14 protein-coding genes are annotated in these 17,314 nt (G+C 41.1%); all 14 read right to left on the bottom strand.

The window, feature by feature from the left end; all coding sequences use genetic code 11:
• Positions 1 to 43: 43 nt before the first annotated feature.
• The 14 genes from FS736_RS07415 to FS736_RS07480 all read right to left on the bottom strand — a co-directional run bounded on the left by FS736_RS07415 (position 44) and on the right by FS736_RS07480 (position 17,303).
• Positions 44 to 1,024, bottom strand: coding sequence for a 2-hydroxyacid dehydrogenase (locus FS736_RS07415; RefSeq protein WP_144475745.1), 981 nt, complete (start codon positions 1,022 to 1,024; stop codon positions 44 to 46).
• Positions 1,025 to 1,053: 29 nt separating this feature from the next.
• Positions 1,054 to 2,346: a (Fe-S)-binding protein gene (locus FS736_RS07420; RefSeq protein ID WP_144475746.1), complete on the bottom strand. Its 1,293-nt coding sequence runs from the start codon at positions 2,344 to 2,346 to the stop codon at positions 1,054 to 1,056.
• Positions 2,343 to 3,755, bottom strand: a complete 1,413-nt coding sequence (locus FS736_RS07425) for an FAD-binding oxidoreductase (protein ID WP_144475747.1) — start codon at positions 3,753 to 3,755, stop codon at positions 2,343 to 2,345. Before FS736_RS07425 ends, FS736_RS07420 begins: the two co-directional genes overlap by 4 nt.
• Before the next feature lie 237 nt (positions 3,756 to 3,992).
• A complete protein-coding gene (locus tag FS736_RS07430; RefSeq protein ID WP_144475748.1) occupies positions 3,993 to 4,859 on the bottom strand; it encodes a 2-oxoacid:ferredoxin oxidoreductase subunit beta in 867 nt (288 codons plus the stop codon).
• Positions 4,859 to 6,589 carry a 2-oxoacid:acceptor oxidoreductase subunit alpha gene (locus FS736_RS07435; protein ID WP_144475749.1) on the bottom strand — a complete coding sequence of 577 codons (1,731 nt, stop codon included), beginning with the start codon at positions 6,587 to 6,589 and terminating at the stop codon, positions 4,859 to 4,861. Before FS736_RS07435 ends, FS736_RS07430 begins: the two co-directional genes overlap by 1 nt.
• A 223-nt stretch (positions 6,590 to 6,812) precedes the next feature.
• On the bottom strand, positions 6,813 to 7,598 hold the full coding sequence (locus FS736_RS07440) for an SDR family NAD(P)-dependent oxidoreductase (protein WP_144475750.1): 786 nt from the start codon (positions 7,596 to 7,598) through the stop codon (positions 6,813 to 6,815).
• A 35-nt stretch (positions 7,599 to 7,633) separates the two neighbouring features.
• Positions 7,634 to 8,821: a CaiB/BaiF CoA transferase family protein gene (locus FS736_RS07445; protein ID WP_144475751.1), complete on the bottom strand. Its 1,188-nt coding sequence runs from the start codon at positions 8,819 to 8,821 to the stop codon at positions 7,634 to 7,636.
• A gap of 97 nt (positions 8,822 to 8,918) precedes the next feature.
• Positions 8,919 to 10,337, bottom strand: a complete 1,419-nt coding sequence (locus tag FS736_RS07450; RefSeq protein WP_144475752.1) for an FAD-binding oxidoreductase — start codon at positions 10,335 to 10,337, stop codon at positions 8,919 to 8,921.
• A gap of 55 nt (positions 10,338 to 10,392) precedes the next feature.
• Positions 10,393 to 11,142 carry an SDR family NAD(P)-dependent oxidoreductase gene (locus FS736_RS07455; protein WP_144475753.1) on the bottom strand — a complete coding sequence of 250 codons (750 nt, stop codon included), beginning with the start codon at positions 11,140 to 11,142 and terminating at the stop codon, positions 10,393 to 10,395.
• A gap of 71 nt (positions 11,143 to 11,213) precedes the next feature.
• Positions 11,214 to 13,193 (bottom strand): TRAP transporter permease, encoded by a 1,980-nt coding sequence (locus FS736_RS07460; RefSeq protein WP_144475754.1) that lies wholly within the window; start codon positions 13,191 to 13,193, stop codon positions 11,214 to 11,216.
• A gap of 28 nt (positions 13,194 to 13,221) precedes the next feature.
• Complete coding sequence (locus tag FS736_RS07465) at positions 13,222 to 13,623, bottom strand: PaaI family thioesterase (RefSeq protein ID WP_144475755.1); 402 nt, start codon at positions 13,621 to 13,623, stop codon at positions 13,222 to 13,224.
• A gap of 148 nt (positions 13,624 to 13,771) precedes the next feature.
• Positions 13,772 to 14,902 carry an acyl-CoA dehydrogenase family protein gene (locus tag FS736_RS07470; RefSeq protein WP_144475756.1) on the bottom strand — a complete coding sequence of 377 codons (1,131 nt, stop codon included), beginning with the start codon at positions 14,900 to 14,902 and terminating at the stop codon, positions 13,772 to 13,774.
• 10 nt (positions 14,903 to 14,912) lie between these two features.
• Complete coding sequence (locus FS736_RS07475) at positions 14,913 to 15,719, bottom strand: enoyl-CoA hydratase/isomerase family protein (protein ID WP_144475757.1); 807 nt, start codon at positions 15,717 to 15,719, stop codon at positions 14,913 to 14,915.
• Between the two features lie 15 nt (positions 15,720 to 15,734).
• Positions 15,735 to 17,303, bottom strand: a complete 1,569-nt coding sequence (locus FS736_RS07480) for an AMP-binding protein (protein ID WP_144475758.1) — start codon at positions 17,301 to 17,303, stop codon at positions 15,735 to 15,737.
• Positions 17,304 to 17,314 lie beyond the last annotated feature (11 nt).

A 17,314-nucleotide genomic window follows, 5' to 3' on the forward strand; every position in this document is an offset into this window, starting at 1 on the left:
ATGATTCTGTATTGTTGGGTTTCAGCTTTAGCTTAAGCCAATACTACCTCGCTGATAATAGAGTTGTATTGATAAGGGACGGTGGTGTTTCTCCAGATAATCCCCTTACCATATTTTCAGCCGCAAGGAAAGCCATCTTAGTTCTTGTTTCTGCTGTTGCCGAACCCATATGCGGAAGTGTTACTGTATTATTCAACTTCAGCAGCGGATGATTGGGATTTATAGGCTCTTCTTTATAGACGTCAAGTCCTGCACCTGCTATTTGTCTGGTCGTGAGGGCTTTAACCAGAGCTTTTTCATTCACGGTCTCACCCCTTGAACCATTAATAAAAATTGCATTTTTTTTCATTATTTCAAACTCTCGATAACTGATTAGATTCTTCGTTTCCTCCGTAAGCGGAGTCATTAAGCAGACAAAATCAGACTTTGACAGAAGGTCGTCAAGTTCTGTTTTCTTTGCGCCATAAAGTTTCTCAGCATTTTCATTTCTGCTTCTGTTGTGATATAAAATTTCCATATCAAACCCAAGATTGGCCCGTTTCGCGATCGCTGTTCCAATTCTCCCCATTCCGATGATGCCCAGGACTTTATGGTGAACATCTATCCCAAATAGATCTTCTCCTATAAGCCTATTCCACTTGCCATCCTTCACATATCTGTCCATTTCACAAATCCTTCTGGCAGCAGAAAGCAGTAATCCGAATATGGTATCTGCGGTAGTGTCGGTTAAAACATCAGGTGTATTTGTTGCCATTATTCCTCTAAGAGTGAGCTCATCCATATCAAAATTGTTATAGCCGACTGATGCATTGCAGACAATTTTTAATTGAGGGGCTCGATCAAGCAGCTTTTTATTGATGCTCATACCGCTGCCGAGCATTCCATGGGCGTCCTTTAAATCATTTAAGAACTCAGGATTTGACCAGCTTTCGAGATGTTCGTAATAGCTTACACGGCAATATTGTTTTATATAAGAAAGAACTTCCTGAGGAATTTTCTTATAAATAACTACTTTTGGTTTCATATTTGCTCCTTAAATTAACTTTTGAGATTTCAGGGATAGCTTAATCCGCATGATTCAGCAAGTAGTTCAACCAAATGGATCGCTTTGGTTTGCTCAGTTAATTTCTCCCTGTTGATTCCCAGCTTCATTTGAAGCAGGCAGCCAGGATTGGTTGTTACAATTAAGTCAGGCTCTGTTTTTTTTACGTCTATCATTTTATCGTCCAGTATAATCATGGATTCTTTATAGTTAACAATATTATAAATTCCTGCAGAACCGCAGCACATATGTTCATTTTCCATTCTTTTTAGAGATAATCCTTTTATGGAAGCGATAAGTGCGAGAGGCTCTTTTTCAACTTTCTGAACATTTTTCATATGGCATGAGGGCTGATACGTCACTGTTTTGTTTATTTCTTTTTTCAATGGAAGTTCCAGTTTGCTCAAAATAACGCTGATATCAATACTTTTTTTCGCAAATTTTTGAGCCCGCTCCCTCCATTCCGGCTCATCCTTAAGCAAATGGCCATATTCATTCAGCATGGCTCCGCAGCCGCCTGCATTGTTAACTAAAAAATCAAAGGTTTCATTCTCAAATACTGCAATGTTCTTCTTTGCAAGCTCTTTTGCCATTTCTGTTTCACCGCTATGGCTATGCAGAGCTCCGCAGCAGGTTTGTTCCGGTATAATGGTTACTTCACATCCCCCTGCCCGAAGGAGCTTAATGCTTAATTCATTAATTTTATGAAATACTGCATCCATAACACAGCCAGTAAAAAAGGCAACCCTATACTTTACATCACCATCAGGTTTGAGAGTCTGCAAACGTGTATTTCTTAAGGCTGGACTGGGCAATTCAGGGATCACTTTATCAAATGCAGCTAAATTCTCAGGAAGTATATTGATCAGCTTTGTTGAATGTGCTGCACTCTTCATCCCGGTTTTTTGGTAAAACCAGAGCAAGTGGCTAGCCATCGTTAAATTTTGTTTTTTCGGGAAAAGCTGTTTATATAATAGGTTTTTGACTGCCTTCCCGATAAAAGGCATATTCTTTGTCCTATTCCTTTGGAGTACCTCTTTAGCTGATTCCAATATTGTCCCATATTGAACATTTGTAGGGCAGACTCTCTCACAGGCCCTGCAGCCCAGGCATAGATCAATTGGTTCCATTAATTTTTCCAGCGGGATTTTCCCTTCAGCAGCCATCTTCACTAAATTGATTCTTCCTCTAGGTGAGTGAGTTTCTTTTTTCATCGTTTTATATGTAGGGCAAGCTGGAAGGCAATAACCGCATTGAACACAACTAAATGTTTCGTTATAGGCCAGGTTTTCAACATCATTCATTCGAATAACACCAGCTTTTGGCCCTTTTCGGGAAAAATTTTTCCTGGGTTGAGAATATTATTCGGATCCCATGCCTGCTTGATTCTTTTCATCATATCGACTCCATGCTCCCCCAATTCGAGCTCCATAAATGAAGACTTCATGGTGCCAATGCCATGTTCTCCAGAGAGTGTGCCTCCAAGCTCGATTGCAGTCTTAAAAATCTCGCTTACCGCTTTTTCAACTCTGCTCATTTCTTCCTTATCCCGTTTATCACAAATGATATTGGGATGTAAATTCCCATCTCCTGCATGACCAAAAACAACCAATTCTACATTATGCTTTTCCTTGATCTCCTTTAACCTTCTAAAAAATTCGGGGATTTGGCTTCTTGGCACAGTAGCATCTTCTGATATTTTAGTTGGTTTCGTTTTTACGATTGCTGGTGAAACGAGTTTGCGGGCTTTCCATAGTTCTTTTGCTTCCTCATCAGTCTTTGCAATAATACTCTTGACTGCACCATTGCAGTCCATTATTTCTTTTACTTTGATGATTTCATCATTTATCGCAGCCGGATGTCCGTCCAATTCAACTAGTAAAATGGCCTCTGCATCCAGAGGCAGCCCCAGCGGCTGATATTCTTCCACAGCCCTTATGGAAGCCTGGTCCATTAACTCTATTTTCGAGGGAATAATACCAGAGCTGAGAACCTTTGAGATGGCCTTCCCTGAATTGATAAGGTCATCAAATATGGTCATTAAAGTCTTGGATGCAGGTGGTTTTGGAATTAATCTCAAAGTTGCTTCTGTAATCACGCCAAGAGTCCCTTCAGACCCGACAATTAATTTAGTCAAGTCATATCCGGTCACATTCTTTACGGTTCTGCCGCCAGTCCTGATAATGTTTCCTTCTGGTGTGACAACTTCAAGACCAAGTACGTAGTCCTTTGTCACTCCATATTTTAAACCTCTAGGGCCGCCTGAGTTTTCCGCAAGATTCCCCGCTATCGTAGAAATGCTGGAGCTGCTCGGATCGGGCGGGTATATAAGTCCATATCGATTAGCAGCTTCATCAATCCTTGCCGTTATCACTCCTGGGGAAACCACAGCAATCAAATCCTCTGGATCGATTAGAATAAGATCATTCCAAAGTGAAACATCCAAAACAATTCCGCCTTTTACTGGCAGGGGACCGCCGCTCAGACTGGATGCACTTCCTCTAGGAGTAACCGGAATCTTTTCTTTATTTGCAATTTTTAAGACCTGTGATACCTCTTCCGCCGAAATAACCTGAACCACAAATTCAGGCATATAACTTCCAAAAGACGCGTCAAATGAATAACTACAGAGATCCTCAATATCCCTTAAAATTCGACTTTGATCAGAAACTACCTTTTTTAATTGCTGATAAACAGCTTCCGGACTTTTCATCGGATATCTCCTCCATGATAAAGGAACCTGCCGTCACAAGCTGATATTTCCTGGCTATGCATGGCGTTTCCTTTTCAAATGGCTCTCTTAAACTTACTGTTGTTTGACGTTTACACAAAAGGTTAATGCGCATCATTGACCACCCTTCGCTACCGCTCGAAGGGAAATGCGAATTTTTTTTCTTGGACTGAGTGCCTTCTGTAGCAAACAACAAAGTGCCTAACATTTTGGAAAAATTTAAATAAATCTACTAATCAACTTTTCCTTCATGCTTTCGTTCAGTATAAAATTCCCCTGCCTTAACATATTAGTGCCTGATCCTTTTGGCAGTGATTCCGTTAATAACTTTCTTTTATTCCTGTAAAGGACTCCAGTAAACATGCTAGAGGTTTCTTCAACTACATTAAATGCCATGCTCCGATTGGATGGATCGTATCCTTCCTTTTCATCTAAATTAACCAGATTCTTTTTTAAAAACTCATATGTTAATATTTTGTTGAAAGTCACACAGGGGCTAAATACATTGATAAAAGCAAATCCTTTATGCTTTATACCCTGTTCTATAAGAGAAGTCAGCTGCTTTACATCTCCAGAGAAAGCCTGTGCAATAAAGCTTGAACCTGACGCTAAAGCAATTTGCAAAGGATTGATGGGCTGTTCAGGATTCCCGCTAGGGCTTGACTTTGTCTCCATTCCCTGTGGACTTGTCGGTGACATTTGCCCTTTTGTTAATCCATAGATCTGGTTATCCATCACAATATAGGTGAGATCCACATTCCTCCTTGCGGCATGGGCAAAATGGTTTAGGCCTATTCCAAAGCCATCCCCGTCGCCGCCTGCGCAAATCACATGCAAATCAGGGTTAGCGAGCTTGACACCCTGGGCTACAGCCAACGCTCTTCCATGCATGGTATGCATGCTATACACATTTACATAGCCTGAAATCCTTCCCGAGCAGCCAATGCCAGAGATCAGAGCCATATCCTCTGGTTCGATATTGAGATTTACAGCACTTTTTTGAATAGCTGCGAGCACTGAAAAGTCGCCGCAGCCAGGACACCAATTGGGTTTAATATCCATGCGGTATTCTTTTAAAGTAGACATTAGACCAACTCCTTGCAAAATTTCAGGATATCTGACGGCGCAAATGGACGACCGTCAAATTTTGAAAGCTTTTGGATTTTCGAATGCTCAGGTATGTGCTGTTTAATCACATTAGCCAGCTGGCCAGTAAAATTATTTTCAACTACAATTACCTGCCTCGCCTTATTAATCATGCCCTCTAACTGGTCCGCAGGGAATGGATGCAATAAACGAATATGGGCAAGTCCTGTCTTTATCCCTTCTTTATTAAATTCCTCACAAGCTTCCTGGATTGCACCAAAGGTCGATCCAAAACCAATGATTAATAGGTCTTCTCCATTGCCTTCTGCCTTAATATCCTCTCCAAGAGAGACGGTTTCGATCTTTTTCATCCTTTTGATCATCATTTTTTTCCGATTTTCATAATCCTCTGTTGGATGCCCGGTCTGCCCATGCTCTATCCCTGTTGCATGGTGTGTTCCATATTTTTGTCCCGGTATGGTTCTTGGTGAGATATGATCATCCGTAAACGCAAATCGGTCAAATACAGATTTGTTCAGATAAGGTAATTCTTCATCGGCCACTCTTTTACCACGGTCGATTTCAATCCTGATTGGATCAAGTATCTCTGCACTTTGTTTTGATGTAGCCAAAACCAGATCGGCAGCAATAAATACCGGGCATTGATATTTTTCCGCGAGGTTAAAGGCTGTACCAATATCATACATAGCTTCCTGTACAGTACTTGGTGAAATGACGATTCTTGGTATTTCGCCATGAGTCCCTCCAAGCATAGCGTTTAAATCGCTTTGCTCCATTTTAGTAGCAAGTCCGCTGCTTGGGCCTCCCCGCTGGGTATCAATGATAACTAACGGGATCTCTACAGCGCCTGACAACCCAATTGCCTCCTGCATTAGCGAAATCCCGGGGCCAGAAGTTGCTGTCATTGAACGGGTTCCAGCATAGCTTGCGCCAATTGCCATTGCTACAGAGCTTAATTCATCCTCTGCCTGAACAACAACTCCTCCGAAATCGGGCATCATTTTTATCAAATTTTCCAATATTTCCGAAGCAGGCGTAATTGGATAGCCGGCCATAAAACGGCAGCCAGAAGCAAGAGCTCCAATAACGATTGCCTCGTTTCCTGATAAGAACATTTTTTTCGAATTTATTGTCGTCGTCAGCGGGATAGAAAACAGATTTTTTTCTTTGATAAAAGCATAGCCTTTTTCAAAAGCTTCGATATTTAATTGTGAAATTTTAACTCCTTTTTTTAAGAAACGGTCCTGAATGACCTGATGGAAGCTTCCGGCTGGATGGTTAATCAAGGCACAAATCATCCCAAGCGCCACCATGTTTTTCATAATCGCTGATCCAAGCTCAGTGGCCAATTCCTGGAAAGGGGCCTCAAGCATTAACACTCCATTTTCGCAGATGGGCAGGCTGTCTGGTTTCACGCTCTTAGAATCATAAAGAATAATGCTGTTTTTATCCATTTGGTCTATATATATATCTATTGAAGCCTTATCAAACGCGATAAGAATATTGACTTTTTCGGCATTAACATAGATTTCCTTCTCGGAGCTGATCCTTAAGTTAAAGTCTGAGTGTCCTCCTTTGATCCTTGAAGAAAAATTTCGGAAGCCATACAGAGAAAAGCCAATTTGACTTAATACCTTTGTAAGTACCTCACCGACACTTTCAATTCCTTCACCTTGCTCACCGCCAATTACAATCGTAAGTTCTTCCACGGTTTGCCTCCTAACGGATAATGGATTTTGTATCCCTTTTTATTTTGATAAGTTCTATTGCCGTTTTGCTTATAAATTTTCCTTGTTGATATCCGCTGGCATTAGCTTTCTGATGGGAGTGATAGACCCCTAGCTTCGCCGGTTTGGTCTCCGTTTTCGCAGGATTAAAGTACCCTCTGCTACAATCAACTCACCTAGACTGCCTACAAATAAAAAACAAAAATTAATCGACAGCACCTTTTCCGCCATCCACATTTACAGATGTTCCCGAAACATAGGAAGCCGCATCTGAAGCAAGAAAGACTATGACTTTTGCTGCCTCCGAGGTTTCCCCTATTCTTCCCAGAGGAATATCATGGTTTGGATCTCTTGAAAACTCTTCCCAGGTTAAATGGCTCGCCGTTTTCTTCCATTTTTTTTCTTCAATCTGGCTGCTTCTGATTAATCCAATACATACTGTATTTATCCGAATCGAGTATTTTCCTAGATCCCTGCTCATTGCCTTAGTCAATGCAATTCCAGCAGCTCTTGTCGCAGATGTGGGAAGGGATGAAACCGGAGGTGATTTGCCGATAACTGCCGTAATATTAACAATGGAGCCGCCACTATTCGTTTTCATATGCTTTACCGCTTCCCTTGAACAATGAATCGCTCCAAACAGCTTTAAACTTATATCATCTTCCCATATTTCCTCCGTAGCATCCTCAAATGAATATGCTGAAGAGGTCCCTGCATTATTAATTAAGATGTGGAGCGAGCCAAAGTGGGCGACGGTCTCATCTATTAATTTGATACAATCATCCTTTTTGGACACATCTGCCTGAATCCCCAAAACCTTTTCGCCCGTGCTGGCATAGATGGATTGAACTGCTTTATTTAAAGCTTCCTCTCCCCGTCCGCAAATAGCTACTTTTGCTCCTTCTTTGACTAACTGGCAGGCTGTTTCATAGCCGATCCCCTTGCTTCCTCCAGTAATGATCGCCACCTTGCCCTTGAAGCCTAAATCCATAAGGTGCACCTCCTTCTTTCAGCAGGAATCAGATGTTAAATAATCCCTTCTTCTCTTAATCTATTAATTTCCGTTTTATTGATTCCCAACTCTTTTTCTAAAAATTCATCCGTATGCTCTCCTAACAATGGTGGATGACTTTTGGTTTGTATTTGCAGGCCGGAAAACCTTATTGGGCTCTTTACCATTTTGACCATACCTAGAGTAGGGTGTGAAACCTCTTCTACAGTTTCCCTGGCTATTACCTGAGGATGTTGGAAAACCTGTTCTATATTGTTTACAGGACCGGCAGGCACGCCAGCATCGGAAAGTAATTGGAACCATTCGTCCGCTGTTTTCTGATCGAAGACATCCTGGATGAGGCTGGTTAACTCCTGTCGGTTTTCAATCCTTTTATTATTGGTTTTATATTTTTCTTCTTCGGCCCATTCGGCATGCCCAAGTACTTCGCAAAGCTTCTTATACAATCGGTCATTTCCTGCACATACCATCAATGGTCTGTCTTTGCACTGGAAAACCTGATAAGGAACAATGTAACTATGGCTATTTCCGATTCTCTTTGAAATCGATCCTGTATTTAGATAGCTGCTTGAGACATTAGCAAGAGAACTTAATTGAACATCTAATAGAGAAATATCGATATGCTGGCCTTCTCCGGTATGGTCTCTTAGTCTAACGGCTGAAATGATGCTGATGGCAACATATTGAGAGGTCATAATGTCAATCACTGGTACACCTACTCTTGTTGGCTCACCTTCAGAGAAACCAGTAACATCCATAATACCTCCAATCGCCTGAATAACGGGATCAAACCCAGGCTCATGGCTATATGGACCGGTTTGGCCATAACCTGTTACAGAGCATAAGATGATCCCTGGATTAGCTTTTTTAAGTTCTTCATATCCAAGTCCCATCCGGTGCAAAGTCCCTGTCTTGAAATTTTCCAGGACAACATCCGCATCTTTGACCATTTGTAATAATAATTTCCTGCCTGTTTGATTTTTCAAGTTTAGCGTGATAGACCTTTTGTTTCGGTTAGCACACATATAATAAGTGCTTTCTCCGTCCACAAAAGGCACCCAGTCTCTCATGCTGTCCGTACCGTTAGGAGATTCAATTCGAATTACATCGGCCCCAAGGTCTCCCAAAATCATTGATCCCCCAGGACCTGCATAAACCCGTGACAAGTCTAGCACTTTAATGTCCTCAAGTGGCTGCTTCATCTGTTTTTCCTCCTATGTATTTATTAACTTAACCCGGTGATTTACTTAACCAATCTTGTTTACTAATATAAAAATCTCTCAAAAAGGGGCCAAAACCTTATATCAGTTTAAATTTAAGATTTGGTTCAGGGAAAATCTTCCCAGGGTTCAGGATATTGTTTGGATCCCATGCCTTCTTAATTGATACCATCAATTCAATGCCCGCTTTACCTAATTCCATTTCCATGAAGGGAGCTTTCATCGTGCCAATTCCATGTTCACCTGAAAGCGTTCCTCCTAATTCCACTGCACAGCTGAAAATTTCCGCAACAGCTTCTTCTGCCCTTTTCATTTCCTCCCGATCTCGTATATCAGTGATAATATTAGGGTGAAGATTCCCATCGCCCGCATGTCCGCAAACTACCAGGCTTACATTATGCTTTTCCCTGATTTCTTTTAATCTCTTAAACATCTCGGGAATTTGGCTTAATGGTACTGTTGCGTCTTCCGATATTTTAGTAGGTTTTATACGAGTGATTGCCGGTGATATTAACTTTCTTGCGTTCCATAATTGATTGCTTTCTTCTATAGTAGAAGCTATTTTGACCAATTCTGCTCCCATTTCCCGGCACTTTTCAGCTGTTTCTTTAATCTCTTCCTTAGTAGCATAGGGATGACCGTCAACTTCTATTAAAAGAACCGCTTCTGCATCAAGAGGAAGGCCACTGGGTGAATAGGCTTCAACTGATTGAATACATCCCTGGTCCATTATCTCCAGTTTTGATGGCAGAAGTCCTGAAGTAAGAATTTCAGAGACAGCTTCGCCTGCTTTTTCAATTTCTGAAAAAGCTGCCAATAGGGTTTCGGAGGATTTTGGCTTTGGGATGAGCTGCAGAATCGCTTCAGTAATGATCCCAAGCGTCCCTTCCGATCCAACAATAAGTTTAGTCAGATCATATCCGGTGACATTCTTCATCGTTTTTCCTCCCGTTCGGACAATATCCCCTTTAGGAGTTACCATTTCAAGACCGAGAACATAATCTTTTGTTACACCATACTTCAAGCATCTCGGCCCTCCGGAGTTTTCTGCTAAATTCCCGCCAATTGTACAAATGGATGAAGAGCTGGGATCTGGAGGATACATTAGGCCATGCTTTTCTGCTGCTTTATGAATTTCAGCGGTTATTACACCAGGGGATACAATGGCAAGTAAATCATTTGGGTGAATTTCAAGTTTCCCCTTCATTTGGGATAAATCTAAGACGATTCCTCCCCTGACAGGCAGCGGCCCCCCTGATAAGCTTGTGGATTGTCCACGAGGATATATAGGAATTTTGTGCTTATTGGCGAGTTTGACAATCATTGAAATTTCAAAAGCTTTCAACGGCTGAATGACTGCTTCTGGTTGATAGCTTCCCAAAGAGGCGTCAAACGAATAGCTTAAAAGATCAACTTCTTCTGTCAAAACTCTCCTTCTGTCATGGATGATTCCATATAGCTCCTCTAGAATATATTGATCTATTTTCCGATAAGCCACAGCATCCCCCTCTTTTATATCCAAGTTTCTGGTTGGACATATTTTTACTTCCTTATTACCTTCCGCCACTCACAGTAATAATTTCGCCCATCATATACTCCGCTGAATCTGAAGCTAAAAAGGCTACCACTTTGGCGATGTCCTCAGAAGTTCCAGCACGGCCGATCGGAATGGTAGGAACAATTCGGTCTATACGCTCCTGTGTAGAGTATTTATCCTGGAAAGGAGTAAGGATAAAGCCTGGTGCAATTGCATTTACCAGAATTCCATGAGAGGCAAACTCCCTTGCGATTCCAACCGTCAAAGTGTTTACTGCTCCTTTTGCTGATGCATAATGAACACTTTCGCCTGGACCTCCGAGCCTTGCTGCAACTGATGAAATATTAATAATTCTTCCTGATTTTCGAGGAACCATATGCTTTAGAACTGCCTGGGATACCAAAAATACACTTTTAACATTTACATCGTAGGTCTTTTCCCAAAGCGCTTCATCAATCTCTAAAAAAGAACTCCGCTTTATAGCTGCTCCTGCATTATTGACTAAAATATCAATTTGACCGAATGCATTTATAGATCTTTCAACCAGCTCCTCGACCTGTTCCTTTACAGAAACATCCGCTTTGATAAGGAAACACTCACTTCCTACAGCTTCCACCAATCTCTTTGTCTCCTCTGCACCAGCTCGATTGGAATGGTAAGTGGCGATAATCGAAAATCCATTTTCAGCTAATACTTTCGAGGAAGCTTGCCCGATACCTGAACTTGCTCCAGTTATAAGGGCAACCTTTTTAGTATAATCAGCCATTCACACCGCTCCCTTTTTTACTATTCTGACTTTTAAGGCTGCAATGAAATTGCAGCCCGTAAATTCATCTATTAAATATTACTTGTTGTTTCACTTACATCAGGAGAAGCATTTTCTTTTAAAGCCGCTGCTGCCGACACTTTTTGCCAAATAACAACTAGGGCCAATGAAATCAAACCGATCGTATCGGTTATAAGACCTGGATCAACCATTAAGAAGCCAGTTGCCAGTAAGATAATCCTTTGTACGAGGGTGGTTTTGGTTATGAGCCAGCCTTGTAATCCTGCCGCAATGCATACAACACCTATAGTAGCAGTAACCAAAGCGATTAAACTGCTTCCAACGGAATCACCATTAAATAAGAGGACAGGATTGTAAAGGAAAAAGAAAGGCAAAATGAAACCAGTTAATCCTATCCGCACAGCTTCAAGCCCCACTTTGTTAGGTGATGCATTCGCAAGGCCTGCCGCAGCATAAGCAGCCAGCGCAACAGGCGGAGTAATGTTTGATAATCCGGCATAGAAGAATGCAAACATATGGGCAGCCAAAGGCGGTACTCCAAGCTTAACCAATAAAGGAGCTGAAATGGTGGCGACAATGATGTATGCAGCCGTAGCCGGTATTCCCATACCTAAAACTATACTGATCAGCATGGTCAGGAATGCGGCCAGAAATAAGTTGTCCCCTGCAATTGCTAGTATATTATTCCCTAATGTTAAACCCAGGCTGGTAAGAGATATTGTTCCTACTACAATCCCTACAATGGCACAGGCGATTCCCACCGCGATGGCGCCTTTACTTCCTTCAACTAAAGAATCGACAATGGATTTCAAGCCCATTCGAGTCGATTTACGCAGCCAGCTCGCCATAACAGTTGAAACCAGAGCGAAAACAGCTGCATATAGTGGCGTTACCCCAGTACTTAACAAAGCAATTAAAACGACAAGAGGAATTAAAAGATGTCCACCTTCTTTAAGGACTTTCATCATTTGTGGAATGTTTTCCTTTGAAATCCCTGTCAGTCCGATTCTTTTTGCTTCAAAGTGGACAACCATAAAAATAGTTACATAATAAAGAAGTGCCGGAATAATCGCTGCCAGCATAATGGTTCTGTAAGGAACACCCAAAAATTCAGCCATAATAAATCCGGCTGCTCCCATAATTGGCGGAGCAAATTGTCCTCCCGTAGAAGCAACTGCTTCAACCGCAGCAGCGAATGTTGGCTTGTAGCCTGTTTTTTTCATTAGCGGGATCGTAACAGCCCCCGTTGTTACAACATTGGCTACTGCACTGCCGTTTACCATTCCCATAAATCCACTGCCAATGACTGCTACTTTAGCCGGCCCCCCAGCTGTCCATCCAGCAATCGACAAAGCGACATCGTTAATAAAGTCAGTAAAACCACTGTTTTTCAAAAATGCTCCAAATAGGACAAATAAAAAGATATAAGTTGCAGATACTCCTAATGCGATGCCGAATATACCCTGGCTTCCCCAGAACATAATATCTGTTACACGTTCAAAGCTAAATCCTACATGCCCCATTGCTCCAGGAATATAAGGCCCTACGAAGTTATAAGTCAAAAATCCGGCACAGATTATTGTAAGAGCATTCCCTACGACACGACGGGAAGCTTCGAAGGCTACCAGGATGCCAATAGCTGCCATATAGTAATCCATTTCTACATGAATACCAAACCTTTCTCTTGCAAAGGTATCATAGGTCAGCAGCAAATAGCCGATGGAAATGATGGTTAACAGAATACACACCATATCCCATATGGTAGGCATTCTTCTGCTTGCAGATGACTTTTTGGATGCTGGATAAATTAAGAAGGATAGAATAAGGAGGAAACCAAGATGCCACGCACGCATTTTTATAGCTTCCAATATTCCAAAGCTGCTAGTATAAAGCTGAAAAATAGACCAAATAATCAATATGCCTGTAACTACTTTGGCGGTAACACCAATATAATCCCTTGTTCGGAATTCACTGTCATATTTTTTTAGTAACTCTTCTTCATTATGTGACTGGTTGATTAATTGACTCATTTTCATTCCTCCTTTTTAATTCTAAATTCTAGGTTTTTTCTTTATTGACAAATGTTCCAGTGGCAAACGCAACCAACTTTTCCTGCGCATCATAAATTTCACTTTTGCAGACCGTAATGGATCTGCCATGCTGAATTACCTCTCCTTTTCCAATTAAATAGGGGCCAGATGCTGACCTTAAGTAATGAATTTTCATTTCTGCTGTCACTGAAAAAACATGATCTTCCAGAACAGAATTAATTGCTGATGCCATAGTAGCATCTAAGAGTGTTGCCAAAATCCCCCCATGAACCTTCCCAAAAATCTGCAGAAACTCGTTTTTTACAGGCATACCGACTTTTGACTTCCCTTGGTCAGCATCTAGCAGTTCGAGTCCCAAATGAATCCAGACAGGGGAAGATGACAGCGTTTTCAATTTTTCTGTTAACATAAGAAAACCACCCTCGTTATTCTCATTTCCTATAATTCTAGATGTTTTATTTAATTTTATAATAAAACAACGCAATAAATCTACAATTATTTAAAAATTACAATAATTTAATATATTTTATTTATTTTAAATTTTACAAATATAACATTTAGAAAGATTTTTTGATCTCCTTCGCAATTGTATTACGCAATATTTCGTTGCTGCCTCCTGCTATCTCATAGGATTTCGCATCTCTTAAATAGCGTCCAAACGGAGCATTAATGGTCGTCCCGTACGCCCCGCAAACCTGAATGGCATCAGAGCAGACCTTAGTGGCCATTTGTCCCGCAAAAAGCTTGGCCTGGCTTGATTCTGAAATAGATGCTTTTCCAATATCATGAAGATTTGCAGCCTGGTAAGTCAGCAATCTGGCTGCACTTATATTCATGAGCATATCTGCAAACATCCATTGAATGCCCTGAAAGTCTATGACATTTTGGTCAAATGCTTTTCTTGATGCTACCCACTGCAAACTTTTTTCATATGCAGCCTTCGCAATTCCCACGCTGATTGCTGCCGCGGCTGTCCGGCTGCTATTTAAAGTGACCACCGCCTGTTTTACCCCTTTGCCTTCTTCTCCTAAAAGACAGTAGTCAGGAATAATAACATTATTAAAACAAGCATCTACATGAGGGCCATTCCTCAGGCCAAAGGTTTGGGAGTTTTCTCCAATATCAATCGTTATTCCAGGGAGATTCCGGTCAACTGCAAAGATGGAAACACCTTTATCTGTTTCTGCAAGCAAAATAAAAAACTCGGCTGCAGAGCCCGAAGTAATAAACGTTTTTTTTCCATTAATAATCCAGCTTTCTCCCTTTTTTACTGCCTTTGTATCAACACTTCTGATATCTGATCCTTTTTTGGATTCGGTTAAAGAATAAGAAGCAATTAACCCTTCCCGAAATAATGGAAGGTAATGTGATTTGACTTTCTCATTTCCGTAAAGAACCAGCATCGTTTCTGCCTGAAAAATGGTAATAAGGGAAATCGCTGTGGCTGCACAGCCATAAGCGACTTCCTCCATTAATATACAAGCATCCATTTTCGTGCGGTTCAATCCATTATATTTTTTGGGAACAGTTAAAGCTGTGTATCCCAATTTAGCCATTTCTTTAATAATTTCTTTTGGGTAAACATCTTTTTGATCTCTTTCATCAGCGGTAGGTGCAATACTCTTGCATGTAAATTCTCGAATTTCATTCTGAAATAATAATTGTTCCTGGGTCATCTGCAAGTTCATGCTAGACACCTTACTTTCTGTTTTTTTTCATTTCTTCAAGCAGAGTCATGTATTCTTGAATATCTGTGACAACTGCCATATGGGAGGAAACCATGTCAAGATGATTTCTGAGACTTACCTTGTTATGATTCTTAACAAGCCTTTTGATCATCCTTATAGCATTTTGAGGTTTAGAGCAAAGGATTTTTGCAAATTCCAGCGTTTTTTCAAATACTTCATTTTCAGGATAGACGTAATCAACCATCCCAATTTCCAAAGCACTTTCCGCACTCAGCTTTTTACCAGTCCATAATAATTCAAGCGCTTTCGCTTCCCCTACAATTTTTGGAAGGAAGTATCCACCGCCATCTCCTGGAACTAGTCCCAGATGGATATAACCTTCCCCGAGCCTGGCCTGGTCCGCACAAAAACGCAAGTCGCACATCAGAGCCATATCAAGCCCTGCGCCGATGGCATCACCATTCATGCAGGCCAGAACCGGCTTATCGATTTCTTCCATCAGCAGCGGGATTTTCTGAATGTTTTCCCATAGGGATGCTTTTCTCTTAACAGCATCACTCCAAAGATCCTCTTTTGGGTCCCCGATAAAACCATCGCCCTTTGACAAAGCTTTAATATCTCCGCCTGCTGAGAAGGCTTTTCCCGTCCCAGTCAAGATCAGAACCTTCAATTCTTTACTTTCTTTAAATTCAACCAGAGCTTTATACCAGTCAGATATCATTTCATGGCTGAATGAATTAAGATAATCTGGCCTGTTCAATTTTAGTACAGCGATCTCTTGCGTGATATTTTCCAATACAATATGATTATTTTCCATCTCTCAAGCTCCTTTTTAACGATGTATTTTATGTTTTTCTCGATCCCAAACATCTTCAGTGCCTTCGTCTATAAGTACCTGCAATTTTATTTTCTCGGAAGAGGTTTTTTCAAAGGCATTCCGAATTTCCAGATACCTTGGAACCATATGAGAAGGCAGTGTTTCTTTTAACCAGCTATCAAGCTCTGAAATTGATAATTTCTGTCCTTGCCTGCAAACAATACTTAACTTAATTTCCTGCCCGGCAATGGGGTCCCGGATCGGAACAACCGCGTTTTCAAGAATTTTCGGATGCTGCTGGACAAGATTTTCAATATCATAAGCGGAAATGTTTTCACCTTTTCTGCGGATCAAATTTTTCTTACGGCCTTTAAAATAATAGAAGCCATCTGAGTCCTTTTCAGCTAAATCCCCTGTATGGAACCAAAGGTTTTTCATTGCGGACAATGTGGTTTTTTCCATATTGAAATAGGATGTAAACATTGAAAAAGGCACCCGCGGTCTTACTGCCATTTCCCCTGTTTCCCCATCAGGCAATTCATGGTCATTTTCATCAAAAATACGAATGTCATAGAGTTCCCGCGGTCTTCCTACACTGCCAATCTTACATTCATCCAGCGAATTCATTACCGCGAATCCGCCTATTTCAGCCATCCCATAGCCCTCTATAATTTTGGCATTCGTTTTCACTTCAAGGCTTTTCCATATCTCTGCCGGTGCACCACCTCCATATGCTGCCCGGAGGCTGGTACGGATCTGCTGAGGAGTCACTTTGTCTAAAATACTGAGAACAGTCCCTACGTAAGTGAAAAGTGTAACTTCGTAACGATTTACTGTTTCCCAGAAGGAGGATGCAGAAAATTTCCTCCCTAAAACCAGTACTGCACCATTCCGCAGAAGAGCCGGTATTCCCATTAATTGCGGGTTCGCATGAAACAGAGGTAAAAATAAATACAATGTATCTTTGTTGGTCATTCCCACTGCATTGCCAATATCCCTTCCTGAAAGAATAAAGGTTTCGTGGGGATTCACGACACCTTTCGCTGGCCCTGTGGTCCCAGATGTATAAACGATGGTAAGAGGCCATCCAGGCTCCAGGTTATATTCAATTAAATGGTCTTCTATTTCGTTTTCCTTCAAAAGCAGGCAGAAATTAATTATGTGCTGAGATTTAGCATATTCTTTCCTTTTGTCATCTGAAACTATGATTAAATGACACTTGCCTAATTTATAAACCTCCTGGTCAAGTAAAGCGGATAAATATTTTTCTTCAGAAACAATAGCCATGCTCTCACTATTTTTTAATTGATGATTTAAAAGCGATCCTTTTAATCGTGTATCGATTGTAACAGCAATGGCTCCAATTTTCGCCAGAGCGAACCAGCTCCAAATGAATTCCGGCCGGTTGGAAAGTATGAGTGAAACATGGTCCCCTTTTTTAATGCCCTGCTTTGCAAAACCATTTGCAAGCCGGTTTGTGATCTCCCACATGGCCGAATAGGTGTATATTTCATCCTCAAATTTTAAAAAGGTGTTTTGGCCGTTCTTCTTCCTGGCATCTAAGAGCAATGTGTTAAAATTCAATTTTCACTGCC

This window comes from Cytobacillus oceanisediminis 2691 (genome assembly GCF_007678455.1).
Taxonomy (GTDB): Bacteria; Bacillota; Bacilli; order Bacillales; family Cytobacillaceae; genus Mesobacillus; species Mesobacillus oceanisediminis_A.

What these genes read in the sequence shown, in the direction of transcription:
- FS736_RS07475 (WP_144475757.1), bottom strand. Translation starts at nt 15,719, where the DNA reads ATGGAAAATAATCATATTGTATTGGAAAATATCACGCAAGAGATCGCT.
- FS736_RS07470 (WP_144475756.1), bottom strand. Translation starts at nt 14,902, where the DNA reads ATGAACTTGCAGATGACCCAGGAACAATTATTATTTCAGAATGAAATT.
- FS736_RS07420 (WP_144475746.1), bottom strand. Translation starts at nt 2,346, where the DNA reads ATGAATGATGTTGAAAACCTGGCCTATAACGAAACATTTAGTTGTGTT.
- FS736_RS07460 (WP_144475754.1), bottom strand. Translation starts at nt 13,193, where the DNA reads ATGAGTCAATTAATCAACCAGTCACATAATGAAGAAGAGTTACTAAAA.
- FS736_RS07440 (WP_144475750.1), bottom strand. Translation starts at nt 7,598, where the DNA reads ATGGATTTAGGCTTCAAGGGCAAGGTGGCGATCATTACTGGAGGAAGC.
- FS736_RS07425 (WP_144475747.1), bottom strand. Translation starts at nt 3,755, where the DNA reads ATGAAAAGTCCGGAAGCTGTTTATCAGCAATTAAAAAAGGTAGTTTCT.
- FS736_RS07455 (WP_144475753.1), bottom strand. Translation starts at nt 11,142, where the DNA reads ATGGCTGATTATACTAAAAAGGTTGCCCTTATAACTGGAGCAAGTTCA.
- FS736_RS07415 (WP_144475745.1), bottom strand. Translation starts at nt 1,024, where the DNA reads ATGAAACCAAAAGTAGTTATTTATAAGAAAATTCCTCAGGAAGTTCTT.
- FS736_RS07445 (WP_144475751.1), bottom strand. Translation starts at nt 8,821, where the DNA reads ATGAAGCAGCCACTTGAGGACATTAAAGTGCTAGACTTGTCACGGGTT.
- FS736_RS07430 (WP_144475748.1), bottom strand. Translation starts at nt 4,859, where the DNA reads ATGTCTACTTTAAAAGAATACCGCATGGATATTAAACCCAATTGGTGT.
- FS736_RS07465 (WP_144475755.1), bottom strand. Translation starts at nt 13,623, where the DNA reads ATGTTAACAGAAAAATTGAAAACGCTGTCATCTTCCCCTGTCTGGATT.